Origin of the sequence: Synechococcus sp. UW140 (genome assembly GCF_900474295.1) — a bacterium.
Taxonomy (GTDB): Bacteria; Cyanobacteriota; Cyanobacteriia; order PCC-6307; family Cyanobiaceae; genus Synechococcus_C.
The window spans coordinates 1-24830 of the sequence record NZ_UCOB01000034.1 but is presented as its reverse complement, the minus strand read 5'-3'; the positions used below and the strand labels follow the sequence as shown (position 1 = coordinate 24830).

The window sequence follows — 24830 nt, the reverse complement described above, 5'->3', positions numbered from 1 at the left end:
GCGCGAAAGGCCCAGGGGGGAAAAACCAAAGCTCAACGCCGACTCGATCCAATCGCCCTACCAGCATTCTTGCTGCAGATCCCCGCCAGGATGAGGAAGATGGAGAAATGGCCACCACTCCTCACTGGCGCGACCACCTGCTCGGCAGCTTGACCGGCCAGCTCCAACTCGCGACCTACCTGGCGGTGTTCCTCGGGTTCAGCGGAGCCAGCATCGGAGGGCTCTGGCTGACCCAGCGCAACCAGGCCATCTCCCGGGACACTGAGCTGCGCGCCAATGCCCGTTCACTCCAGACACACCTGCTGGCTGATCGACTGCTGGAGAAGCCAGCAACAGAAAGTGCAACGGCCAGACAGCGACGCAAGCAAGCCATCCGTGAAGAGCTGCGCTGGCATTCCACCATGCGTCACACGCTCTGGATCGAAGAGCCCGGCGGCGAACTGCTGCTGCCAGCCGATGCCCGCCTACCTGGGAAGAAGGCCGTGGCAGAGGCCATGAAACACTCGCTGAATAAACCGGGCATCACCCAATCCCTGAGCCTGAATGGGTTGGATTACATCGCCGTCCTCAATCGTGTGTACCCCTCAGGCCAGCGGGTGTGGAGCAGCGCAGAGGTCACCAACATCAATCGCGCCCAGAGCGCCTTTCTGAATTGGATGATCGTGATCTGGGGGAGTTGCTTGCTGCTGTCGCTCTGGATCGTGAACGGACTGGTGCGGCGGATTATCCGCCCCCTGCGCCAGCTCACCGATGCCTCAGCCCAACTCACCGCAGACACCCTCAACACTTCAGCGCTGTCCATTGAAGGGGCGCCGCTGGAAGTGACACAGCTGGCCAACACCTACAACGATCTCAGGGCCCGTCTCGCCAAGTCTTGGGCAGACCAGCGCCGATTTGTGAGTGCAGTCAGCCACGAACTGCGCACACCACTCACGATCGTGCAGGGCTATCTCCATCGCACAATCAAACGTGGCAACAACCTCAGCGAAGGCCAGCGCAAGGGCCTCTGCACCGCCGAAGAGGAGAGCGTGCGCATGCGCCATCTCCTGGATGACCTACTCGACCTCTCCCGCAGCGACAGCGGGCAGCTGCGCGTGAACAGTGAACCCGTCGCGATGGGGATTGCCCTGAACGAAGCCGTGGATCTGGCCCGCAGCAGCCTGGAGCGGGATGTGCTGCTGGAGCTTCCCCAGCCAGCCCAGGATCAACAGGCACTGGTGGCCATGGCCGATCCCGATCGCCTGCGTCAGGTGCTCCTGGATCTAATCGAAAACGCCCACAAATATTCCCCCTCCGGCACACCCGTGACCGTGCGTCTGCGCCAGGCGGATGCCATGGCCGTGGTGGAAGTGGAGGATCAAGGAATCGGCATTCCCGCAGACGATCTGGCCAAAGTGTTTGACCGCTTCCACCGCGCAGCCAATGCCAGCGTCAGCAGCGGCAGTGGCCTGGGGCTCTCGATTGTGCAGCTGCTAGTGGAGGCAATGGGGGGTGCTGTGAGCGTGCGCAGCCAGCTGGAACAGGGCAGCACCTTCACTGTGCAATTGCCCCTCAGCAACGATGGTGAGGCAGTCACCGCGAGGAGCGGCACGGAATGATCCTTTATCTGCTGCTCACCTCCCTGCTGATCCCGGTGAACCTCTGGGCCGCCATCACACCGCACCTGCACAACGAACTGTCGATGCGCGTCCTGCATGCGGTGTCGGTCGGGTTACTGCTGCCCTTGCTGATCTCGCTATGGAGTGATCGACGCTCCATCCGCTCAGAACCGGCCGTGGTCTTAGCGATCTTCCTGTGCGTGATGGTGGTGGTGAATGTGCAGATCGCCGCCCAAGGGATGGGCGTCGAATTCGGCTGGATTGATCACCTCTTCCTAGCCCTGGCGGCCCTGAGCGTGGAGGCCTACTACTTGCTGGAGCCCAACGCCACCACGCCCTTTCAGAGCGAAGTCGTGGAGAAGGCCGACTAACACGATCAAGACACCACGGCTACGCGCACCACTTTGCGCAATACCGACCGGCAATCCCGTCCGGCAATCGCGTCCGGCAACCGATTGCGGCAGCCATTTAGAGAGCAGCGCGACTGGTCAGACGCATGGCATTCGATCCATCAGCGCGCCCCGACGCGGGCAGCTCTTGCTCCAGGGTGATGGCCACCACGGGCAGCTGAGGATGGGGCAGCGCCAGCAGCCCCTTGCCTTCTCCAACGGGTAGGCCATCCAGCAGCACCCGATTCTGAAACCGGCCGTTCAGATCGATCTGGCCATCTAGGCCATAGGCCGGACCGCAGCGCATCAGCACCGCACCGCGCCAGATCGGGGAGGGAGGCTTGCCAACGGTGTATACGATCGCCTGCTGTCGCGCCTCCCGGTCATGGGCAGAGAGCGCCAGCGCCAACACCGGCCGCCGGCCGGCCAGATTGCAGGGCCAGGTTGATGACAGTGGTGGGTCGGTCACCAGCGCATGCCCCAGCTCCCGCTCAGCCCGCATCAAGGCGATGGTGCGTTGCTGGATGCGCCGGGCTCGCAAGCGCTGAGCCATCGCACCCGTGAGGCGAAGATCTCCCAGCAGCAGTTGAACGAACACACCACACAACACCGTGCCGAGAGAGGCGGCCAGCAACAGTTCCACCAGGGTGAATCCCGCAGCAGACCGATTCCGCGGGCATGGCTGCAGGCTGGTCATGAGCGTGGCAGGCAGTGGCTGCTGCTCAACTGCGCCGCAGGATCAATGCCATAGACACCCTGGCGGGTGACGCCCAGGGGCAGGCTCACGACCACACAAGGCCGATGCTGCGACGCCGGATGGCTGAACACCACCAAACCGCCATCCAGTAGCAAACCATTGGCACTGAAGCGAAGCAGGCCGGAAACATTGGTGTGCAGGCTCACTCCAGAGGTGGTGAGTGGGTCCACAAGAACCACCCCACTGCTTGGGCAGGACGGCAGCGCCCCTGCACCATCGGGCTGCAAACCGACATCAGTGAGACGAAGAGCACAGGCCTGTTGGCGACGCAGAGCCGAGAGGCGACCGCGGTCGATCGCCATCTGCAAGCCTTGAGCCGCCGCAGTCAACTGCTGGCGAGCACGGTCGCCACCGGTGTGGACGACAACCACGCTGCTGAGGATCGCCAGCAGCGAGATAGCCAGCAGGCATTCCAGCAATGAGAAACCGCCAGCACAGGAGCGATGGGTCATGACTCGGTCTCGCGGCTGGAACGGCACCAGCCGCTACCAGCCGCCGTGAACAACTGGCGGCGTAGCAAACCAGTGGCGTTGTGCTCCAGCGTTAACCACACCCCCTCGAGGCTGTGATCCATCACCAAGCGGCGGCTGATGCCCGCCTCCAGCGGCAGGGCCTCATCCAGATCCACCTCAAGGGCGAAGGAATCCACCGGACACCGCACCTCAACAGCCGCCAGCCAGCGACGACTGAGCATCCACTGCAACTCCAACAGCTCCCCGGTCTGCACCAGGTCACGGGCGGCCTGGGTGGTCTGGACCGTTTGACTCCACACCTGCAACGAGGCGCAGCAGCTGGAGCTGACGATGACGCCAGCCACGAGCACTTCGGCGAGGGTCATAGGGCCACCTCATCGGGGCTCGTCTTCGCGACATCGACTGCGGGCAAGATCTGCAAACCTTGGCGCAGCTGGAAGCCCGTATCCCTGCGCCGCAGAAGCAACTGAGCGGCACTACCGCTGGAGACCAACACCACTTGCAGCTGCGCCTGCTCACCGTTGGGCTGCCAATCCAGCAGTCGCCATCGGGTCTCGCCCACCTGCCCTGCTCGCAACGCCTTGAGGTCTGCCTTTGGGCAGATACGGTTCAAGCCATCCCAGTGACTGGCTCCCCAAGCCAGGAGACAGTCCTGGCCTGGGGCAGCAGCCTGCGCCGCAAACGCCATCGCGGCAGAGCGGAGCTGATCACGGCGCTGATGTTGCTGGACGTCGATGCGGGCACGCAGACGGCCATGCAGCGCCAGGCTGTGCATCGAGGCACTTCCGAGCAAGAGCACCACCGAGGTACCAAGCGCCAGGGGAAGCACGAAGCCTGTCTTGCGCCGGTGGTGATGGCTGAGATGCCAGCGAGAAGCAGAGACGTGCAAGCAGTTCAGCATGGGCCAAAAACCAAGTGGCGAAAGCATTCCCCCTGCTTTGACTTGCCCCCCGTGCTGATGTGATCAGATGCCATGGCATGGCGAAACAGCGTGGATACGCTGCGGGTAGTGGTGGTGACGGGGGTGAGCGTTTCAACAGCACAGTTGCTGCTGGTGGATGACGACCCTGAACTGCTGCACTTTCTGCAGGAGGAACTGGAAGGGGAAGGCCACCACTGCATTGCCGTGCCCAGCGGCCAGGACGCACTGATGCAGCTGCGAAAAGGCGACTTTGCCCTGGTGGTTCTGGATTGGACCCTGGCGGATTTTGATGGGGTGGAAATCTGCCGGCGCCTGCGCAGCAGCGGTGACACCACTCCGGTGCTGATGCTCACCGCCCACGATGCCCTCGAGGACCGTGTTTCGGCCCTCGATGCCGGCGCCGACGACTACCTCACCAAGCCCTTTGAACTGGAGGAACTGCACGCACGGGTGCGGGCCCAATTACGCCGCGGTGGTTATGCCGCCGATCGAGAGGCCAAAAGCTCATTAGAACTGGGCGATCTCTCGATTGATCTGATCAGCCGCCAGGTGAAGCGAGGCGAGAGCGCCATCAATCTCTCGCAGCGGGAATTCGATCTGCTCGTGTGTTTGGTGGAGGAAGCAGGATCGGTGCTGAGCCGTGAGCAAATCCTGGGCAGGGTGTGGGGAGATCCTTTCGTCGGCGACCCCAACACCCTGGATGTGTACATGGGCTATCTGCGCCGCAAGTTGGAGCAATCGGGGCTCCCGCAGCTCCTGCACACCGTGCGCGGGGTGGGCTTCATGGCCCGGCTGGGTGAGGTCAAACCCTGAAGACCAGCTGCACGTCTGCACCACCCCCGGCACGGTCGGCGATCACCAGCTCAGCCCCCATGGCGGTAATCAGCTCCTGAACCACCGCCAGGCCGATGCCACTGCCGCGAGTTCCGACTGAACTGCTACCCCGCGCGAACCGAGCAAGCACCTGGCTGCGTTCACTCACGGCAATACCGGGGCCCCGATCGAGCACATGCAACACCACCCATTGCTGTTGCTCGCTGCACTCAAGGCTGGCCCTCAGGTGCACGCTGGCCTCGCTGTAGGCCAGGGCGTTATCGACCAAGGCAAGTAGACATTCCTGCAAGCGTTGCGGATCCGCCGCAAGCGCAGGGAGCCCCGAATCCTTGGCTGGCGCCAATTGCAAGCGACCGGCCGCCAACGCAGAGAGGCGTTCAAACGCTTCCAACAGCATCTGCTCGGGATCACAAGGCTGCAGATCAAGCTGCAAACGACCCGAATCACGACGGGCGAGCTCCAACAGTGATCTGATCAGCGCCGCCATGCGTGAGGCCTCCTCGGCAATCTGCTGCAGCGGTTGATGCTGCTCTGGCGCATGGGGCTTGCGCAGTAAGCGCTGCGAGCGGCCGGAAATCAACGTGATCGGTGTGCGCAATTCATGGGCCACGCCATCCGCAAACTGACGCTCCCGCTGCCAGGCAGCTGCCAAGCGCTGCTGGAGGTTGTTGATGGCAATGGCAATGCCTTCCAGTTCCTGTGGCTGACGGGCTGGATCGAGTAGATGCTCACCGAGGTTGTCGGCCTCAAGCAGTTGCAGCTGTTGATCGAGCTCATTCAGGGGCACCACCAAGCCCCGCCGCAGCACAGGGCGGAGCAACACTGAGGTGAACAGGATGGAAACGCCAGCAGCAGCAATCAGGAGCAGTTGGCTGAAGCGCTCCTGCTCCAGGGAACCGGAGACGTTCTGGCGCAGCGCCAGCCAACGGATGTCACCACTGGGCAAACGCAGGCGCTTGCGACTCTCCAGCCACTGTTCACCTGCGGGGCCTGTTGTGAGGCGAGGAGACAGCTCCGGCCCCTTGGCGCGAAGTGTCGCCTCCAAGCCCACAGTGCGAAGCGGCACGGAATCCAGCTGCTCAAGGGTCGACTGCTGCAAAAGAGCAGCCAGCAAGCGTTGGTGGTTCTGGCGGCGCTGCCAATCCGCCAAAGCGCCATTCACAACCAAAAGCACGGTGTAACCAGCAATCACCGTGAGCAGGGCGGTGTTCTGCAACCAAGCCCGCAGTGATGGCAGCAACTGGTGTTTCAAAGCCTGAGAACAAACCTAAGAGGGTTCTTAGAGAGCTTTAGCCGTTTCTTCCTCTACCGGCCAAGCAAACAAGAGATGGTGAATCTGTGAGCACGAAACGTGCCGTTCAACCATTCACCAAACGTCTAGCCATGACCACTCTCAACAGCCGGCTGCAGCTGGCCATGCTCAACCGCAAAAAGAACCGCAACGCTCTCGAAAAAGGCTTCACTCTGGTGGAGCTAATGATTGTGATTGTGATTGTTGGTGTTCTGTCAGCTGTCGCCCTCCCAAACTTTCTCGGCCAACAGAACAAGGCAAAAGCAACGGAAGCGACAAGCAAGCTCACAGCATTGCTCAAAGAGGCGCACGCCGACTATCAGCTGGATGCCAATCAAACTGGCGCATTAGCAACTGCAACCAAAGCAGCGAACGTAGCGAAAGACACAGGTAAGTTCGATTACACATTAGACCCGGAAGGAACAACCCAAATCTACGGAGAAGCGCAAGCCTGGGGAGCAGGAGGCAGAACCAAACCCACAACAGCAGGCACACCGGGGGTAAATGCAGAACCAGACAATGCTCTAGCAAAAGCAACAGAATTAACCAACACAACAGCAGAAGTTATCGCAGGCTGCGTAAATCTAGAAACGGGAGCAATCAAACTCTCAAGGGGTTTTGTCAATCAAGCCACACCTGATTTCCTCAAAACTAGCTGCTCGTAAATACAACCACCCCAAACAAATAGGAAGTCCTCTCAGCACAAAGCCAAGAGGACTTTTAACAAAATTGATACGAGGAAAAAGAGAAAATGAAAGGCATCCCCCATCAAGATCGAGGGCTAACCCTAGTCGAACTACTTGCCACAGTTTCCATCATAGGCATACTTAGCGCGGTAGCAGTGCCAAACTTTATTGGCCAAATCAGCAGAACCAAACGAAGCGAAGCGGCCGCGACGCTAACACAATTCCAGCAAAAGTTGGCAAGCTATGTCGACGAATATAAGACCATTCCATCCAGCTGGAGCAGCTTGAGTGATTACAGCCTGATCATGACCTCAACAGGGCCTGCATCAGTAACAAGCTTTTTAAGCCCATCCCTCATCCAACTACCTGGGGAGAACTACAACGTCATCGCCTTCAGGAATGGAACAGACCTCTATACCTTTCATGCGATTCCGGCCAACACAAAAGCCAATTCGGAGGGATACAACGTGATGGCCTGCATAGACCTTCAGAACGGCGCTACTGATCTCAAAGAAGGCCCGATCACACGAAGCAACGCGACACAGGATCCCTCAGTGAGCACAACTGATCTGGTATGCCGCGCCTGCATGCAAACGAACAGCTGCACTTGAACCATGCGCACACACCCTTATCGCCATCTGAGACGAAAAGCCTCCCAAGAGGATCAGGGCATTGTGATGGTGATCGCCCTGATGGTGGGCCTCATTCTGATTGCTGGGGCCACAGGCTTAGTAATCAGACAACTGATGGCCCGAAAAATCGGCACATTTGATAGCTACCAGCAAATGGCTGAAAATGCAGCCGTCAATGGCTTTAATCGTATCCTTGGAACACTCAACAGCCCAGGCAATGAATTGGGTTATTTATATCTCCTCAACAACTCGAGCATCCCTGATCCAGACACCGGCGCGCTCGTGGAAGACTACCAGTGGGAAATCGTTAACCCCAGCATTGATGAATATTGCACAGACACAAACACGTTTCCCGACCACCCATCAGGCACAAACCTGTTGTGGCCTACTGGCCGTACATCGGGAAATCCAATCAGTCAGACAGCCACGCCAGTCACGCTGAACACGGTGGATAGCCAGGGGAAAGCAACTAGCCTGCTAAGAACAGATGGCGGCCGTGGAATTGAACCATCCTTTAGGCTCCGCTCCTACAAACTGATCAGCTTCGATCAAACAAGTGGTCAAGGCAAAGGGGTCTTTGAAGTTGAAGGAATCATCAAGCGAACCAGCACGAATGGCGATAAAGACCAGGTAGCACGATCCTTAATGACGCGTTATCTCGATATCTACGCATCAGTAGATGCACCAAAGTACTGGGCTGTTCTGGCCGCAGAGCAATTTGATCTGGGCAATACCACGATCCACGGCGATGGGCTGGTTGCATGGCTGAGATCAACGCCGCCATCCACCTGCAGCAACATGCTAAGCACCGTCACGAGGCAAGACACAACGGCAACAGGCTCAGATCCTTTGTTTTGGCCAATGAATCGCGGTCTTCCGACAGCCGTGTTGTTTCAAGGAGACAAAACAGAAGACATGGATCCAGACAACAGCAACGTACGCAGAGTTTGGAGCTTTGATGATCGAAGCCCCGATGCATCAGCGTTCCGCGGTGACTGCACAGCAATCGCCTGCACACGAGAAGACAATGGCTCCACATACCGAACACCGCCTCTCTTGGATGACGGAAGCGCAAATAATATCATCAAGATTAACCACGATGAGATCTGCACAAGCCAGCCAAATTCAAATGTCTGCCATCTCTATGTTGAGCACATGCATCTCAACCAAACCAAAGTATTTATTGAAGCAACTGGAGCGAACAACGGAATCCGAAAAATTGTTCTTCACCTAACTCTTCCTACTAGCAACCCAGAAGCGATAGGGAAAGGCGGAAGCATTGTCCTCACTGGAGAGAGTCAGCTGTGTGTTAGTGCCGATATCAGCGATAGTGGAACACCAACCTGCAGTGAAAACCCTGAAGAGCTAGTCATTGCCAGTAGCGAAATGAACTCCGATTGGTATTCATCTACAGCCTGCTCAGACACCACCAATACAGTCAGTTTCAAGGGAAGCACATTACCAGCGGCCTGGCTGGCGATGGCTCATGGAAGTGTTCAACTGAGCGGCAACACAACACTGAAGGGAATTATTTGGTCTCGCAGCATCTGCACCAATGGCCATTCCTTAGATCTCTACACAAGTAGTGACACCAACATGCTCACATCTTCAAGTTCAACGATCCAAGCAATCAAGTCAGCATCGTACGTCTATGACGCGGCCAAAGCATGGCAGTGGGCAGACTACGGATTCAGAGGGTTTGGCAAATCGACCTTACGAGGACTCCGCGGTGACGGTCTCGATACCTTCCAACGCTTCGGAAACTAAGCCGACTGAGTCATAAGCAAGACAAGACTCAGAAGACTTTCACCCAGCTACCCAGTGACTACAAGCTCAACCCAACCGCATGCAAAGAGAATGAAGTTATGGCCAGATCTTTTCCTCTTGCGCAGCGACAGCTGCCACTCACGAGGACTAGACCTGGCTGGCTGCGCTTCGCAAGCAAAGACGTTGCTCTTCAAAGCAACCGTGGATTCACTCTCATCGAAGTACTGCTCGCAGGCCTGATCACGGTCATGACCATGACAGCGGTGGCACGCTTTTCCGTCTCGGCGATGACAGGTAGCCAGAACAAGGCCATTCGCAGCAATATCGAAGCCGAAATTCTCGACAATATGGAACGCATCCAACAGAAGGATTCCCAGCTGACATGGGAATCAATCAAAGAAGCGAATGAGGAGAATGCAGCCTGCAACGGCCAACTCACAACGGGTGATAGCACAACAAATGTGGGGCCAGTAACCTATCTACGTAGAAAATTCGAAGAGGCGAATGGCCAATATTCTGTTTCAGCACCAAAAACATTTGGCGCCAAGATCAACTTAAGCAGAGAGATCATTGCAGGCCCGAATGCAACAAGCGCGATGACAGCCCTGATTATTTATCGATTCAACACCCCTGAAGCAAAACTCAGACAAGAGCAACGCGTATTGGAACTCAATCCCAACTACGCACCTCACTGTTTCCAACTATGAAAATCCCCTCCGCTTCCACAACACGCAACAAGGGTTTTACCCTACTAGAACTGGTCATTGCTGCAGCAATTGCCACCATGATGCTGGGATGGGCTCTACCCAGCTATCGCAAACTGGCTTGGCAAGGCGAAGTAGACCGTTACACACAGATGGTGGAAAGCGGTCTATTCAACCTCAGAGCAGACCTCGGAGTCGACCGCTCCAACTGTTGCATCAATTTCGCAGCAGACTCAACCACCCATCAAGGCCTTGGCACCAATCAATTTGGAGAGCCACTGCAGCTCCTGGAATTCTTCGACCCGACAACGAAGACAAAACTGACATTCACTGACAACCCCTTAGAAGCATGTTCTGGTCAACGCCTCAAATGCTTACCACACGACGTTTTTACAGACGACTACAGGCTCATTAGCCTCGAGAACAGTACAGAATCGAATGCCATTGAGGTTGCCACACTCACCTCCGGCTATATCCTCTCCCCTCCTGGAACAAGCACCAGTGGAGAGGACCTCACACTACTAATCCGGTCATCACGAGCGAATCATGCTGATGGTTTACGTGTTCGCTGTGTATTACTCACAGGCAATGGAGAGCTCAGCAGTGGCAACTGGAATCAAACCGGTATGAACAGCAACAGAGCATGCCCCCATGATCCAGATAGCGAACCAAACTTTTGGGACTCCACTCACTGCTCATGCACGCTTGACTCCTGAAGTCTCAGAGAATTTTCATCCGTCATGCACCACCAGCTCAGTACATCTAGCAGGCACCTGATCCAAACTTAAGGAATACACCATCATGCAGCGGAGTATGAGGCCATGATTCATAAACCTCAGAACAAGCTGACGATCCATCCCAATCGCAAGCAGAACGCGAAGGGTTTTGGGATGACTGAGATGCTTGTCTCCCTTGCCGCGGGTGGACTGGTGATCATCGGAGCCGGAACCGCCTTGCAATCCATGCAGGGAGTGATGCGCACATCTGGCTCACGTGCCACATTGCGGCAAAACACCATTAACGGACTGAAGTTGCTCCGAAACGAAGCAACAAAGGCAGATCACTTACTGATCTACGAAACAGGTAACCGAGCTGGAACAGACACAGATCTGCAAAACCATGAGGGGAGCGGTGGAGCAATCAATGTCTGCAAAGACTCTACCGCGGGTAGTTTTAAGCCAATCTTTGGGCTTCGCAATTCTCGCCAACTTCCACTCTTACCAATCATCTATGGCATCGGCCTCAATGCAAGTGGACATCGCTATGCCCTTTACCGATGCGGACCAGCCATTCGAGAAGATGGGAGTTATGACGTTAGCAACGTATACGTGGCAACACTTCTCGATGACATTGGGGTCATGCCACAGGAAACCTGTGTAAACGACCAGAACGAACTAACGGAGTGCGAGGAACCTGTAGCAATCACCAAAGAAATGGATGGCAAAACCGTTAACAAATCACTCGAAGAGATCCTGACAGATACGATCAATCGAACGAGCTTCAACCACGAAATCCAAGATGAGTCATCACCCCCACGCAGATACCGAGAACCGGCATTTCGCTTCAGCACAGATGCTGACCGTCGTTTACTGACTTTCATTGGCCCCAATCCGAACTACATCGACGCGAATGAAACTGCGATCCCCAGCTTCCTGCAACTTTCAACAGGATTGCGTAGCCTATCCTTACAACCATTGCAGTTCACTGCCTACGCCAGGGCAGACAAACGTATTGCCAAAGTAATCGATGGAAACATTGTTCTTGATGGACTGTTCTTCCGAGGAGAACTCAGTCAGAACGTTCGCTTCCTTCTGGATGGATCAGGATCAATGCAAACCTGCATCTATCAAAGCCCAACCCCTGTTTACGTCGTCACAAGGCGTGGCCGAAGAGGACGATCAGGGCGAGCCAAGGCGACTTATCCCTGCATCGTCAATCGCATGCAGGCCCTCAAAGGTGAGCTGATCACGCTCCTGCAAGACCTGCATGATTCGGCACCCAATACCGAAGTGGGACTTGAATCATTCAGCATTGCCGGCACCAATAATCACAAAGGCTGGTTGCACAACGGTCAAACCATGAGCCGCATCGGCGACGACAACGTGCTTGAGTCAGCCTTTGCCTTTATCAACTCGATCGACGAATACAAAGGGAGCTATACCGATCCTTGGGGAGGACTCAAAGCAGCCTTAGATGATCACGATGCCGACACACTGTTCTTCCTGTCGGACGGCAAACCCACACAGAATCCTAGTTACATCCAAGGCACAACAAGCAATAATTTCGAGGGCACAGCAGCGGGACTCAGCGAGCTCAATCACCAAAGGCCTTCACCCATCACCATTCACACCATTTCGCTTGGACGGGAATCCGGATGGATGCAGGAACTATCTCAACTCGCAAGCGGTGATTACAACTACGTTGATGTTGAATCAGTGCAAGAATCACAACTGGACAACAACAGCTAAATGTGCAATCGATCTCCCCAGGGATCGTTAAAAAACGATTTCTTCACTCAAGGCGTTTGATTCAGCTTCAGCACCGCCATGAATGCTTCCTGGGGTACATCCACTTTGCCCATTGCCTTCATCCGCTTCTTGCCTTTGGCCTGCTTTTTCAGCAGTTTCTTCTTGCGTGAGATATCACCGCCGTAGCACTTAGCAAGCACATCCTTACGAATGGCGCTGATGCTGGTGGAAGCGATAATCCGGCTGCCGATCGAAGCCTGAATCGGAATCTTGAACTGCTGGCGCGGAATCAGTTCCTTCAATTTCTCCACCAAGGCCTTGCCCACGTTGTAGGCCTTGTCTTGGTGCACAATCGTGGTGAGTGCATCGGCCCGCTCGCCGTTGATCAGCACATCCAGGCGCACCAGCTGGTTTTTGCGGTAGCCGATCAGGTGATATTCCATCGACGCATAGCCCTGGGTGCGCGTCTTCATCTGATCAAAGAAGTCAGTCACCACCTCTGCCAGCGGTAATTCATAAATCAGGGTGACGCGATCCGTGGTGATGTATTTCATATCGAGGTAGTCACCGCGCCGTTCCTGGCACAAACCCATCAGCGCACCATTGAAATCATTGGGGGTATAGATCTCCATGCGCACATAGGGCTCTTCGATCGATTCCCGTTTCTGCGGATCGGGAAGGGTGGCAGGGTTATCCACCATGTTCTCGCTGCCATCGATCATGTTCACCTTGTAGATCACCGATGGTGCGGTGACGATCAGGTCGAGGTCGTACTCCCGCTCCAACCGCTCCTGCACGATCTCCATGTGGAGAAGGCCCAGGAAGCCGCAACGGAAGCCGAAGCCCATGGCGCTGCTGGTTTCAGGTTCGTACTTCAGGGCTGCATCAGAGAGCTGAAGTTTGTCGAGCGCATCGCGCAGATCCGGGTACTGATCGGCCTCGGTGGGGAACAGACCGCAAAACACCATCGGCTTGGCCTCGGTGTACCCCGGCAACGGTGCATCCGCCGGTTCATTCACCAAGGTGATGGTGTCGCCCACTCGGGCATCGGCCACAGCCTTGATGGACGCCGCCAAGTAGCCCACCTCGCCGGCATGGAGCTCGTCCATCTTTTTCTGATCCGGGGCCATGATCCCGATCTCATCGAGCTCGTAAGTCTTCTTGCTGGCCATCAGCAAGACCTTGTCTTTCCGGCTGATGCTGCCGCTCATCACCCGGAAATAAACGATCACACCCCGGTAGGGGTCGTAATAGGAGTCGAAGATCAGCGCCTTGGTGGGCTCCTTCACGGTGTCCGCCGGCGGCGGCACCCGGTCCACCACGGCCTGGAGGATCTCCGGCACGCCCATGCCGGTTTTGGCTGAGCAGGGAATCGCATTGCTGCAGTCCAAGCCGATGATCGCCTCGATCTCTTCCTTAATCCGATCGGGGTCGGCTCCCGGCAAATCGATCTTGTTGAGCACCGGGATGATCTCGAGATCGTTCTCCAGCGCCAGATACACGTTGGCCAGGGTCTGCGCTTCGACGCCCTGGCTGGCATCTACCACCAGCAGTGCACCTTCACAGGCCTGCAGTGAGCGACTCACCTCATAGGAGAAATCAACATGACCAGGGGTATCGATCAGATTGAGCACATACTCCTCACCATCGGCCGCCTTGTAGTTCATGCGAGCGGCCTGGAGCTTGATCGTGATGCCGCGCTCCCGCTCCAGATCCATGTTGTCCAGGAACTGCTCCTGCATGTCGCGGTTGGCGACGGTGCCGGTGTCCTGCAGCAACCGGTCGGCAAGCGTCGACTTGCCGTGGTCGATGTGGGCAATGATGCAGAAATTGCGAATGCGTGAGACGGGGGCGTCGGTCATGCGGTTGGCGGTGTCCCGGCTCGGGCTGTTCGACTCAATCAAGCGATCCTAGGGAGCTGCCACCAGTCGTCTGCTCTTCCCGTTATCCGTCATGCCATCCCTCTCCCCCTGGTTGCTGCTGTTGCTCGCGATCAGCGCAGAAATCGTTGGTACGTCTTGCCTCAAGCTCACCCAAGGCTTCAGCAGGCCTCTGCCAACACTGCTAGTGCTCAGCACCTATGCCATCGCGATGCTGCTTCTGTCTCGAGTGGTGGAGAGCATCCCGCTAGGGATCACCTATGCGCTCTGGAGCGGAATCGGCATCGTGGCCATCGTGATCGTTGGCGTGCTGGCCTACCGCCAGGTGCCCACACCAGTGCAGCTGCTTGGCATGGCACTGATCACCGCTGGTGTGGTGAGCGTCAATCTCGGCGGCCAGAGCGGCTAAATCGGGTTCGACCCAATACCAATGACGTCATCCAACTCCGTCAACCCGACGCCGACAGCCCCAGCACCGCATCCACACGCTCACGTGTACGCCCCAGCAACTCGGTATCGGCGCTCAGATCTTGCCCGTAACTCGGCAACAATTGGCGCAGTCTGAGCTGCCAGGCCTCGCTAGCCAACTTCAGCGGGAAGCAGCGCTCCAGCACCTCGAGCATGATCGTGACCGCCGTGCTGGCACCGGGAGAGGCCCCGAGCAATGCCGCCAGCGAACCATCGGAAGCGGCCACCACCTCGGTACCCAATTGCAACCGGCCGCCCTGCTTCGTGCGCTTGATGATCTGCACCCGCTGACCGGCCACCGACAGGGTCCAATCGTCAGCACGAGCCGTGGGCAAGAAGGCTTGAAGCGCCTCCAGACGGTCCGCCGGACTCTGACGCAACTGATGGATCAGATAGGTGACCAGATCAAAGTTGCTCAGCCCCACCTGAAGCATCGGCAGCACATTGCCCACCCGCACGGAACTGGGCAAATCAAGCAGCGATCCCTGCTTGAGGAACTTGCTGCTAAAGCCTGCATAGGGTCCGAACAACAGCGAGCGCTGACCATCGATCCAGCGGGTATCGAGATGGGGCACCGACATCGGCGGAGCACCCACCTTTGCCTTGCCATAGACCTTGGCATGGTGATGCTGCGCCAGCTGGGGGTCGTTGCACACCAACCACTGCCCACTCACCGGGAAACCTGCGTAATCCGCCGCTTCCGGGATACCGGACGACTGCAACAGGGGCAGGGCACCGCCGCCGGCACCAAGAAACACAAACGGAGCCTCAACCTGCCGACGGCCCGACGGCCCACGGAGCTCCAGACGCCAATCGCCTTCAGCCATCTCTCCATCCCGACAGCGTCTGAGCTTGGAGACCGTGGTGCCGTACAGCACCTCCACAGCCCCGCTGCTCTGCAACGTCGCCAAATAGGCCCTGGTGAGGGTGCCGAAGTCCACATCAGTGCCCCGGCCGATACGCGTAGCAGCGACAGGTTCACGGCCCTGACGACCCGCCATCACCAAGGGCATCCAGGTAGCGAGTTCTCCAGGATCCTCGCTCCACTCCATCGCAGCGAAGGCCGGCAGAGCACTGAGCTGACGGTGACGCTGACGCAGAAAGGCAATGTCGTCGTCGCCCCAAACCGCACTGAGATGCGGCACCTGATGGAGAAAGTCCCCGGGATCCAGGCGCCCCTGCTCAACGAGCGACGCCCAAAGCTCAAGGCTGAGTTCGAACGAGGCATTGATCGCCAAGGCCTTGGCTGTGGCGATCGACCCATCCGCCTGCACTGGTGTGTAATTGAGCTCGCAGTTGGCTGCATGGCCAGTGCCGGCATTGTTGCCTGCGGCGCTGCTTTCCATCGCCGCCCCTTCCAGCCGCTCCACCAGCAGCAGGCGAAGGGTCGGATCGAGCTCTTGGAGCAAGGTCGCCAGGGTGGCGCTCATGATCCCCGCACCCACCAGCACGACGTCGTAGCGGTTCACAGCGGCGGCGTGGCTTTGTTCAGGCTATGGGTCGACCGAAGCGGTGCCTTCCTAGGCTGATTGCACTTCAATCCCTCAGCCCCGGTCATGAGTACTGAAACACTGCCGCTCACAAGCGAAAACGTGGAAAAGGTGCTGGATGAGCTGCGCCCATTCCTGATGGCCGATGGTGGCAACGTTGAGGTCGTGGAGATTGATGGGCCTGTGGTGAAAGTGCGTCTGCAGGGCGCCTGTGGCAGCTGCCCGAGCAGCACCATGACCCTCAAAATGGGAATCGAGCGCAAGATGCGCGAATCGATCCCAGAGGTGAGCGAAGTGGTGCAGGTGCTTTGAGAACCATTTCCTTGAAAGCCGAATAAATTTGGGTAAGTCAATTCTGCTTAATGGTCACCGAGGAACAACTTTCAGCCCTCGATTTGACCCTCTGGCTTGGCTCGACAGATCGAGCAGCTGAAGCTGAGTTTTCCACCCAAAGCACAATTTCTCGGCGCAACCACAAGGTTCTTGGCCGATTCGGAATTGAGCTGAAACGCACCAAGCGTGAGTTGGAGGTATCAGGCGACCTTCAGCTTCTGGATCTAGAACGCCAGGTGCACCAGATGGCTCGACTCAAACGTCGGTTACGCCTTCGTCTCCAGGCTCCCTTCTGGCTTCAGAACAAACAGGGCGTTGTTCCACCCGAGGGCTGGACAATGAACCCGCAGATAGCAGCCCTCAGTTGCACAGATCCAGTGACGCTGTTAAGAGAACACGTCCTGGACGCCTGTCTGGCCACGCCAACGCAGATTCCCGACGATCGCGACGATCTCTTCATCCTTGAGCTGCACAACCGCCCGATCGACCTCACCGTTCTGAACCGGAACAATCAGAGCGAAAGCGACCTTGCGGATCGTTTCCAATGGAGCTTGGAGAACGGCAATCTGGAGCTGAAGCTGATGCCCTTCCTCCCCGCCAGTTGTCGCGAGCGCTCCCAAGAGTGGTTTGAAGCGTTGCTCTCGATCAACCAGCCAGAGCGACACAAAACCTTGGCCCTGCGGCCGTCACGGCATTCGGGAGAAAGCTTCCTGATGGCTTATCTCACCCCAGAGATGCGAATAGCTCAACCACTCCCCTGGCAGGTGGATCAAAACTTCGAGCCCTACACCTACACCGAACACCTGGTGGTTTTGGCGCAACACGCCAATGAGCCGGCCGTGCTGGCCTTGCTTGAGAGCCTTCAGCAGCAAATCGGCCAATAAGACAGTGGAGCGCCAAGCAAAGCTGCTGCCTTGTTGATCGACGATCATCACGCTCTACGGACAGTTCCGTAGAACGAAATCGCACCCATACACCGCTGGTTTTTGCCAGCTCAGCGGAATCTCAAGCAGATCGCGCGTGCCGGTGAGACCTTGGGCCACAAACAGCACCGCCGCCAACACACTTGCAGTGACGTGCAAGCGGCGCAGGCGAAGATCGCGCAGGATCTCTGGCCGGGCACCAAGGGAAAACAGCATCAGCCCTGTGACGCCAACACCGGCCCAGTAATGCGATTGCCAGAAAGCAGTCGTTAGAGGGCTATCGGAGAGGCGCCAGACTTCTGGCTGAGCACCAAGGGTGAGCACCCCAAGCCAGGTGATGAGCGAAAAAGCCAAGCGCAGGCCAGGTGCGCGACTGCGCCAGAGGGCCACCAAGCTCATCAGCGTGCCGAGCAAAACCAGCATGAGCTGAATCAAACGGGACGCACCTCCCTCGAATTCGGCGAGGGGGGCTTTGCTGGCAATCACCACAGAGAGGGCGATTAACACCAGCACCACCACTCCTGCCGCTAACCATTGCCCCAGATCGGAATGGCTACGGCCAACCGTTGGCGGAAGCTTGAGGTTGGTCTTCTGGCGGCGTGCTCTGGTCTGCAGACCGAGGTGCAACACCATGCCGATGAGGGGATAGATCAGAACGACCGCCAGAAAAGGGTGAAGAAGCCAGAGCCAGTCCACTGCCGTCATGGCCAATCCGCGCAAGTTTTCGAACGCTAGCCATCAGCTTTAATTACGCCCCGTGAGCCAACGGTGTGATTACAGAAATGCAAGGAACGGATCGCTAAGCACGACGCAATTCAAGCGTCAAAAAGATCCTTATCCATCAGCTGATTTCCACACATCCTAGCGAGATCCCGTCCAGAGGAGCCAACGAGAACAGCTACGATGGAGATTATCTGACGACCCAGACCATGAACCAGGTAGCGACGAACATCCCTGAAGGCCATTGGGTCAGCAGAGCACACATCGATGCAGCATGAAAGAGCAAAGATGCCAAGAGCCAAACCTGTCTCCGAGACCCATCACCCAAACAGGCCGAAAGACGACAACCCAGGCTGAGTAACAAACAACAGCAGGCCAATCACACTATGTCTCCGAAAACTAATCTTCACTCTTCCAAAGATAATATCCACCCAGAACCCCCGCCTTATTCGAATGGATCTCAACATGCTCAGGCAGATCAGCCTCCTTTAAAAGCTTGGCATTTCCGCCACCTAAATGCATGAGATCCCAATTCCAGATTGGCATTGTTTGCCGTACCACCTTTTGGACCCGTTTAACCCATTTCTGCTTACCAATCAGCTCAAGTGCATGTCGACCGACATAGTCTTCATACGTCATGCCCTTCTTCAAAGGATGATGGGCGAGCTCAAGATTAGGGACCAAAGTCCCATTAATGAACAGCGCAGACCCCATTCCGGTTCCGAGCGTCAACACCATCTCCACTCCTTGACCAGTGATACAGCCATACCCCTGAACATCAGCATCATTAGCAACCTTGACAGGCCTATGAAGCAGCTGCTCGAGCTGCAAACCGAGCTCAGTACCTGGCCAATGCTCGTCGAGATTGACAGCTGTCACAACCACGCCAGAGCGAACGACCCCTGGGAATCCAACTGAAACCCTGGAAAAAGCTGGCACGTCAAGCGTGAGCTCAACAAGAGCCTTCAAAACTGCATCAGGCGTTGCTGGGTGAGGGGTCTCAACACGTTTTCGATCGCAAAGTGGAGCGCCATTGGAGTCAAGAACAATCAGCTTCAGGCCTGTACCGCCGATATCAACAGAAAGCGTATTAAGAGCTGAATCCATTGAACTCTAGTCCCACATCTCACCACATGATAGAAGCCTCAAGGCAAGGATTCAATCGTTGTGAACTTGAAGACAAAGGAAGCAGCGACTACACATCCTGAATGCAACCAAAGACGACACTTATCAAGGAACAACAGGGCGAAATTGAGATGAGCCCCATCTCAGGCGAGATGCATTCTGTCGCACATCTCACCAGAGCAATTCACACTCCTGACCTCAGCAAGCCCTAAACCAGAAGAGTTCGCCTTGCACCCATGCCCACCAACCACGAAGCCAATCGTTCCGAAACCGGTATCGATGTAGCAAGCGCGATGAGCATGCAACCGAAAACTGGTCACTATGTGATTGTCAACGAGCACGGCAACCCCACAATCACAAACGACAAGCGATGGTGGATGGGCCAGGTCACCTGTGGCAGGCCAGAGCCAAAGCACGCCAATGGAGCATCAGGAATCCTCATTGCAAACGTCACAGACGGAAAGATCAGAAAGGTCAGAAGAGATCATGTCATCCACATCCTGCACGACCTAGATCACATAAATACGACAGGATAAAGAAAGAATGAACTGCACAAATAGCCAAACCCTTAACAATCAACAACGAGAGCAATCGAGCGCGTACAGCAGACCTTTAAAGGCGGCCTAAATCAGGCCTACAAATGCACCGTGATGAGCCACGACTCAAAAGTCGATTGGCTGGAGAGGGAGCGCCATAAATGCCATCTATCACAGATTCAGGCTGAACCAGGTCAATCAACAAGCTCTAACACTCCCAGCAAAATGTTAGCTCAGCCCTTGGGAGGAGAACAGAGGAGGGAACAGGTCATCCCTCCTCTGCTAACCGGTCACCGACTGAAAAGCAGTTTGAACTCTCCAGTGGCGGAAGATTCAGGACAGACGCGACCGCCTCCCCTGAACCTTCTACTCAGCTGTTTCGACTCCATCTGAGTTCGATGATTCTCCGCCATCAGCCAAGCAGATCGAGAACACGATGATGCATCGCGAAGTACCCAAAGGTGCGGAGGCCCATGTCCAGCGGCCTCCACAAAACGAGCGCACACAAATCGAGTACAAACTGAACCTCTTGCTTGCGTACGTCTCAATCAAAGTGCCAGCCTGACTTGGTCACAAGCAGATCATCAACATTCTCAGCTGCTCTCCAAAGCCGGGCAGATGCAGCGAATGGATTGGAAAGCAGGGGAGAGGATGCGACAACCAATCCCCCACTAACCAGGTCGGACCAAGGGAAGCCATTAAACCCTTGCCCACATCAAGTTTGAGTCAAAGCCGAAAAACAGACCGCATCAAAGAGTCCCCTTGGAGCAATGAAAGGATCCTGGTGCCTGTCGCCGATGGACTGCGACAGAGAGCGAGTGCAAAACATCACAGCAAAAGCTTGAAAACCCCAGTCGGTGAGGGGCATCCAAAGGGATCTGGAGCCAGAGATCCCAGCAGAGATGGACTCCTGGATCGAGATCACACAGAGGAACATCTCTCCGCAGAGGAGCGAACGGTTTGCAGCAATACAAAACTGACGCGCAATGAGCACAGATACCCAGGCATAAGCTCACAAGAGAGCGGACACTGAAGGGGGGATCCGGCCCCACTCAGAAAGGGGTGTACGAGGGGTACACCCCTTTCTTATGGTCAGGGACGGATCCAGGAATAGGTAAGAGACCTCATGCACATGTTCCTAGGGCTACAGACAATGAATACAAGGGGACGTCGAGCACCCCTAACTGAAACCTGAAGGGTGGCTGTTGTGGGGCCGCCCTTTTTTGTGGCGCTGCCAGGGCTTGCGCATGATCCATCACCAACAAATTGGCTGGCAAAAAGAAAACCGGCAACAAAACCACCCCGGGTGGCGAGCAATCCGATGCCAGACCCATCCCTGTCATGGTCGCCAGCCCCGAAGCAAAGGGTGGATGAAGATGAGCTGCCTGCAGTCGACAATCAGTTGCAATCTTGTTATGGGAGCTTTCACACACAATCAAGAGCTGCTCTGTGGCGAGAGGATCAGAAAAGACCCTTGCTTGATCCCTCACCAACTCTTGAAAAGGGATGCGCAGATCATTGCGGAGCCGTATCGTAGTGCAATGCGGAAAGGCTGCTTCAGCAAATACTCCGAATGTCGACCCAGCCAAAGTCAATACCCGAGCGGCTCTTTGAGCTCATTGACAAGGTCAGGCGACGCATTGCATATGTCCCGGCTGTGAACGACACAATCAATTCAATGAAGGAGCTGGGCATCAACCTCACGAACGAGGCCAAAAAGAATGACTCACCCCGTTCCTGAGGCCTGGAAAGATCGTGGAAACAACACCCACTCACAAACAGTGCTGAAGCAACAGATTCTCAAGCGTGCCAATCGACCAATCGACCCACAAGGCAAGCCTGCATGCTGAAAGGAGGCCAGTTGCTGAACAGGGAATAGACGCTATAAATCGAAAAATGGATGGTCGTCATGTTTATTACAGTCTTTGGCCAAAAAGGGGGCGTTGCCAAGACCTGCACGAGTGTTCACATCGCCGCAGGCCTTGCTAGTTCCTACCCGTCAGTTGTTCTCGTCGATGCAGACCGGAACCGTTCCGCCAGCGCATATGCCGCTCGAGGCCTGCTTCAATTTGAAGTCGTACCCATTGAAGCTGCTGCAAAAGCAAGCCGATATGCAGATGTCATTGTGACGGATGGTCAGGCAAGCAGTAGCAAGGAAGAGATCAAAAACCTTGTTGACGGAGCTGATGTCATCATTCTGCCGACAGCAGCACAAACTCGCTCACTGGAACTCACCCTTGAGATGGCCGAGCATTTGAAGAGTTTCAATGTGCCATTTGCCGCACTTCTAGTCAAAGTCGATGCAAGAAAAAACCAAGTCGCGAAAAAAATCCGTCAACAACTGGAGGCAGCAGATATACCAGTACTCAAAGCGCAGATCCCTCTTCTCAGCGCCTTTGAGAAAGCAGAGAATGCTGGGGTGACCGTCGACAAAGCAACTGCAAATTCAGGCAAGTCAGATCCGAGACGAATGATTGGTTGGCATGCCTACCGTATGGCCTGTGAGGAGATTAAAAAGTTAGTCCCCGAACGAGCAACCATCATTCCGATGCAACCCATTGGCTGGGACACAACGTTGATCGAAGAGAGAATCGCCGCCTAACGCAGGCTTGCAGAAAAGGTGGGGGTGAACATCTTCACCCTTCAAGATGCAACGAAAGCAAAAATCTGATCCACAATTACAGCCCTGAAGCAGGTTTCTCTGCAAACTTCTGGGCCACATCAGATCAGCATCTCTCCTGCCAGCCTTGCCTCAACAAAGAAAAACCAAGAGGAGGCAAGCAGGCTCGCCGTCAAAATCCTTCATCCAGTCCAGGCCCGCAAGAGACGATCAGGGCATCAAGCTCAAACCTAAAACTCCTAAGGCCTGCAACGATCAAAGGCCCTCGTGCTCTTTAAGAGGCGGCACCTAGGGATGGCCTGGGAGGGATCTGCTTTGCCAAACGAATTGGGAGCAGCGCGATTGTGAACAGAAGCAATGGCAGATAAAGCCAATCCGGACCTTGCTTCGCATGCTTGATGTATGTGAAAAGAAAAACCGTCCAAAGCCAATAACTGCCAGTCAAGTGAAGCCTTTTCCAACTTTTCATTCCCATCCAATGCTGGGCACGATCACTTGATGTCAGTGCCATTAGGAAAACGAAACCATATCCAATACCTCCAAACACCCACTGCCCCATAGACTGCCGACTCAAGAAAGGCTCAGGAAAGAACAAGGACATCGAGAGAATCAAAGCGAGGTGAATGAAATGAGACGAAGCAAATCCCAAACCAATCCAACGCCTATTCAGCAATGTCCAAGTTGTTAGAGGCACCCTCCAAAGGCGATGCAGGCTAGACGCAGTGAAGGCAATAGAAAAAAGCAGCAAAGAGCAGCGACCCGTAGCATCAATCCCGCTCGTGATGGTTGGCGCGCTCCAGCCAGACAAGCAGAACAGAATCAACAAGCCAAGAAGAATCAGGCCAGCAATCCAAGCAGTAATCGGCCAACCCTCAAGCTTCATCACGCAAGTAAAAACCCATCTTGATGAGGGAGAAAGACAGAGACCACTCGGCGTAACACATGCTCATAGCAGAGCTTCAGAAGGCTCAGGCCAAGCCAATGCAACTTGAGAGACAAAGGCCAGTGACAATCAACTTCGCCGATTTTTTTCAACGGATGTGATCGCAAACCTCTACGCCGACAAGACAGCATTCAGATTGATCACAACAACAACAATCCAAATCACAGATTCGTTCGGCAAAGCCAGGGCAAGAGCTCTTCGCAGTCCTATGCCTGTTGGACAATGCCCACGCCGATGGGGTGAGTGGATGGACCGCGAGCTCCTTTGCCATCTCAAGAAAAAGCCCTGGTGTTCGACCCAGGGCTCCGTCTCATGACGTGTCTTCGTTCTAACAGGCCGCCTAAGTATTCATACGTACGGCTTGTACGACCGAGTGGTTCGGCCTCTTCAGCCTTTATGGGCGTGATGGGAGGGACCTGGATAGACGGGACGATTCAAAAGCTTCGGTTGCTTCGGCGCTAACTGCGGCTTGGCTTGTTCTGCTCTTTGATTCCCGAAAGGCATAGCACCAGAAGCGGTTGGACTGTGTCTAGCCCTGGTCGTTGGTCGTGAGCAACCGTTCTCTTGCTCAACTTGCGCCGAGGCAGCGGAACGGCGTCTTGTGCGCAGGCAGCACTCCTTGTAAATAGCGGTTGCTGCATGCAGCACACCACCATGGATGCGCGCTTGAGTGGATCGATGATCATGGCGTTCGTCCTGACGTCGTTTCCCAAGAGCTGAGTGATGGCTGAACAACAACCCGTCACGCCAATGACCGCTTTGAGGCTGGATCAAGAGGGACGGCTCACCTACATGGCCGAGGACGGCAGCCGTCGCGTCATTGTTGGAGATGCAGAGCTGTTCGAGCGCCTGCAACAGCTCAATCAAGAAGAAGGTGATGAGCCACCTCAGGACACCCAGCTGCGTTGACAGGCTTGTTGCAAGGTCAACTGACGCCGGACGCTCAAGAACTGATCCGAGCCTGAGGCAGCTCATCAAGCGCTATCAGCCAAGCCGCTAACTGGCGTTTGCGCTGTTGTGAGCAAGCTCACAGCTGGAGGGAATGGAGGTCATCAGCTGGAGAGCTGAAAGCGGAGATGGTGAATGCATCGGAGGGAGAGATCCCGCCCCACGCATCACCCCCATCAGAGCAATGACCACGATCAAAACCATCGCCGCCGCTGCTGCCTCCCTCGCCGCTGGTGCCACCTTGATGAGCGTTGCAGGCCCTGCTGCACAAGCCAATCCCTACAACAGCTTTGGCCGTGCCGGCGGCTGTGATTCTGTCGCTA

Annotated in this window: 26 protein-coding genes; 16 read left to right on the top strand and 10 right to left on the bottom strand. The window is 55.9% G+C overall.

What is annotated here, in order from left to right:
• Positions 1–107 precede the first annotated feature (107 nt).
• Together DXY10_RS13620 and DXY10_RS13615 are read left to right on the top strand one after the other, a co-directional pair.
• Positions 108–1598, top strand: coding sequence for a HAMP domain-containing sensor histidine kinase (locus tag DXY10_RS13620; RefSeq protein ID WP_115019998.1), 1491 nt, complete (start codon positions 108–110; stop codon positions 1596–1598).
• Entirely contained in the window at positions 1595–1969 is a 375-nt protein-coding gene (locus tag DXY10_RS13615; RefSeq protein WP_115019997.1) for a hypothetical protein, read from the top strand. The genes DXY10_RS13620 and DXY10_RS13615 overlap by 4 nt, the downstream gene beginning before the upstream one ends.
• Positions 1970–2066: 97 nt before the next feature.
• On the opposite strand, the gene DXY10_RS13610 is transcribed toward DXY10_RS13615, so the two are convergent.
• The 4 genes from DXY10_RS13610 to DXY10_RS13595 are packed head-to-tail and all read right to left on the bottom strand — an operon-like array spanning position 2067 to position 4106.
• Positions 2067–2684 carry a type II secretion system protein J gene (locus tag DXY10_RS13610; protein ID WP_115019996.1) on the bottom strand — a complete coding sequence of 206 codons (618 nt, stop codon included), beginning with the start codon at positions 2682–2684 and terminating at the stop codon, positions 2067–2069.
• Positions 2681–3196, bottom strand: a complete 516-nt coding sequence (locus DXY10_RS13605; protein WP_115019995.1) for a GspH/FimT family protein — start codon at positions 3194–3196, stop codon at positions 2681–2683. Before DXY10_RS13605 ends, DXY10_RS13610 begins: the two co-directional genes overlap by 4 nt.
• Positions 3193–3582, bottom strand: coding sequence for a hypothetical protein (locus DXY10_RS13600; protein WP_115019994.1), 390 nt, complete (start codon positions 3580–3582; stop codon positions 3193–3195). Before DXY10_RS13600 ends, DXY10_RS13605 begins: the two co-directional genes overlap by 4 nt.
• Complete coding sequence (locus DXY10_RS13595) at positions 3579–4106, bottom strand: hypothetical protein (protein WP_136989235.1); 528 nt, start codon at positions 4104–4106, stop codon at positions 3579–3581. The genes DXY10_RS13600 and DXY10_RS13595 overlap by 4 nt, the downstream gene beginning before the upstream one ends.
• A gap of 84 nt (positions 4107–4190) precedes the next feature.
• On the opposite strand from DXY10_RS13595, the gene DXY10_RS13590 reads away from it, so the two are divergent.
• Positions 4191–4952: a response regulator transcription factor gene (locus tag DXY10_RS13590; RefSeq protein WP_170955866.1), complete on the top strand. Its 762-nt coding sequence runs from the start codon at positions 4191–4193 to the stop codon at positions 4950–4952.
• On the opposite strand, the gene DXY10_RS13585 is transcribed toward DXY10_RS13590, so the two are convergent.
• On the bottom strand, positions 4942–6213 hold the full coding sequence (locus DXY10_RS13585; RefSeq protein ID WP_244282395.1) for a HAMP domain-containing sensor histidine kinase: 1272 nt from the start codon (positions 6211–6213) through the stop codon (positions 4942–4944). The genes DXY10_RS13590 and DXY10_RS13585 overlap by 11 nt on opposite strands.
• 98 nt (positions 6214–6311) lie before the next feature.
• Between DXY10_RS13585 and DXY10_RS13580 the strand changes: the two genes are divergently transcribed.
• From DXY10_RS13580 to DXY10_RS13555, 6 genes are all read left to right on the top strand, one after another.
• Entirely contained in the window at positions 6312–6929 is a 618-nt protein-coding gene (locus DXY10_RS13580) for a type IV pilin protein (RefSeq protein WP_244282393.1), read from the top strand.
• Between the two features lie 86 nt (positions 6930–7015).
• Complete coding sequence (locus DXY10_RS13575) at positions 7016–7561, top strand: type IV pilin protein (RefSeq protein WP_115019991.1); 546 nt, start codon at positions 7016–7018, stop codon at positions 7559–7561.
• 66 nt (positions 7562–7627) lie between these two features.
• Positions 7628–9349, top strand: coding sequence for a hypothetical protein (locus tag DXY10_RS13570; protein ID WP_136989233.1), 1722 nt, complete (start codon positions 7628–7630; stop codon positions 9347–9349).
• 98 nt (positions 9350–9447) lie between these two features.
• Positions 9448–10056: a prepilin-type N-terminal cleavage/methylation domain-containing protein gene (locus DXY10_RS13565; protein ID WP_115019989.1), complete on the top strand. Its 609-nt coding sequence runs from the start codon at positions 9448–9450 to the stop codon at positions 10054–10056.
• Positions 10053–10769 (top strand): Tfp pilus assembly protein FimT/FimU, encoded by a 717-nt coding sequence (locus DXY10_RS13560; protein WP_115019988.1) that lies wholly within the window; start codon positions 10053–10055, stop codon positions 10767–10769. The genes DXY10_RS13565 and DXY10_RS13560 overlap by 4 nt, the downstream gene beginning before the upstream one ends.
• A gap of 105 nt (positions 10770–10874) precedes the next feature.
• Positions 10875–12521, top strand: a complete 1647-nt coding sequence (locus DXY10_RS13555) for a vWA domain-containing protein (protein ID WP_115019987.1) — start codon at positions 10875–10877, stop codon at positions 12519–12521.
• A 47-nt stretch (positions 12522–12568) separates the two neighbouring features.
• Here the strand turns inward: DXY10_RS13555 and lepA are convergent, their stop codons facing one another.
• Positions 12569–14383: a translation elongation factor 4 gene (gene lepA, locus DXY10_RS13550; protein WP_115019986.1), complete on the bottom strand. Its 1815-nt coding sequence runs from the start codon at positions 14381–14383 to the stop codon at positions 12569–12571.
• 91 nt (positions 14384–14474) lie between these two features.
• Between lepA and DXY10_RS13545 the strand changes: the two genes are divergently transcribed.
• Positions 14475–14810, top strand: a complete 336-nt coding sequence (locus DXY10_RS13545; RefSeq protein ID WP_115019985.1) for a multidrug efflux SMR transporter — start codon at positions 14475–14477, stop codon at positions 14808–14810.
• Positions 14811–14850: 40 nt separating this feature from the next.
• On the opposite strand, the gene DXY10_RS13540 is transcribed toward DXY10_RS13545, so the two are convergent.
• The gene (locus DXY10_RS13540) at positions 14851–16338 is read right to left on the bottom strand and encodes a malate:quinone oxidoreductase (protein WP_115019984.1); all 1488 of its coding nucleotides are present in this window, start codon (positions 16336–16338) and stop codon (positions 14851–14853) included.
• An 87-nt stretch (positions 16339–16425) separates the two neighbouring features.
• Here DXY10_RS13540 and DXY10_RS13535 point away from each other — a divergent pair, with 87 nt between their 5' ends.
• Together DXY10_RS13535 and DXY10_RS13530 are read left to right on the top strand one after the other, a co-directional pair.
• Complete coding sequence (locus tag DXY10_RS13535; protein ID WP_115019983.1) at positions 16426–16671, top strand: NifU family protein; 246 nt, start codon at positions 16426–16428, stop codon at positions 16669–16671.
• Between the two features lie 266 nt (positions 16672–16937).
• Complete coding sequence (locus DXY10_RS13530) at positions 16938–17576, top strand: hypothetical protein (RefSeq protein WP_136989229.1); 639 nt, start codon at positions 16938–16940, stop codon at positions 17574–17576.
• A 54-nt stretch (positions 17577–17630) separates the two neighbouring features.
• On the opposite strand, the gene DXY10_RS13525 is transcribed toward DXY10_RS13530, so the two are convergent.
• Positions 17631–18320 (bottom strand): DUF4079 domain-containing protein, encoded by a 690-nt coding sequence (locus DXY10_RS13525; RefSeq protein ID WP_115019981.1) that lies wholly within the window; start codon positions 18318–18320, stop codon positions 17631–17633.
• A 414-nt stretch (positions 18321–18734) separates the two neighbouring features.
• A complete protein-coding gene (locus tag DXY10_RS13520) occupies positions 18735–19442 on the bottom strand; it encodes an ROK family protein (protein WP_115019980.1) in 708 nt (235 codons plus the stop codon).
• 254 nt (positions 19443–19696) lie between these two features.
• Here DXY10_RS13520 and DXY10_RS13515 point away from each other — a divergent pair, with 254 nt between their 5' ends.
• Both DXY10_RS13515 and DXY10_RS13500 read left to right on the top strand, forming a co-directional pair.
• Positions 19697–19996, top strand: coding sequence for a DUF3104 domain-containing protein (locus DXY10_RS13515; protein WP_115019979.1), 300 nt, complete (start codon positions 19697–19699; stop codon positions 19994–19996).
• A gap of 1909 nt (positions 19997–21905) precedes the next feature.
• Positions 21906–22598: an AAA family ATPase gene (locus DXY10_RS13500; RefSeq protein ID WP_115020075.1), complete on the top strand. Its 693-nt coding sequence runs from the start codon at positions 21906–21908 to the stop codon at positions 22596–22598.
• A gap of 292 nt (positions 22599–22890) precedes the next feature.
• On the opposite strand, the gene DXY10_RS13495 is transcribed toward DXY10_RS13500, so the two are convergent.
• On the bottom strand, positions 22891–23499 hold the full coding sequence (locus DXY10_RS13495; RefSeq protein ID WP_115019976.1) for a ferric reductase-like transmembrane domain-containing protein: 609 nt from the start codon (positions 23497–23499) through the stop codon (positions 22891–22893).
• Positions 23500–24282: 783 nt separating this feature from the next.
• Between DXY10_RS13495 and DXY10_RS13490 the strand changes: the two genes are divergently transcribed.
• Complete coding sequence (locus DXY10_RS13490; protein ID WP_115019975.1) at positions 24283–24468, top strand: hypothetical protein; 186 nt, start codon at positions 24283–24285, stop codon at positions 24466–24468.
• A gap of 133 nt (positions 24469–24601) precedes the next feature.
• A partial coding sequence (locus tag DXY10_RS13485) for a hypothetical protein (protein ID WP_371411140.1) occupies positions 24602–24830 on the top strand: 229 nt, incomplete at its 3' end.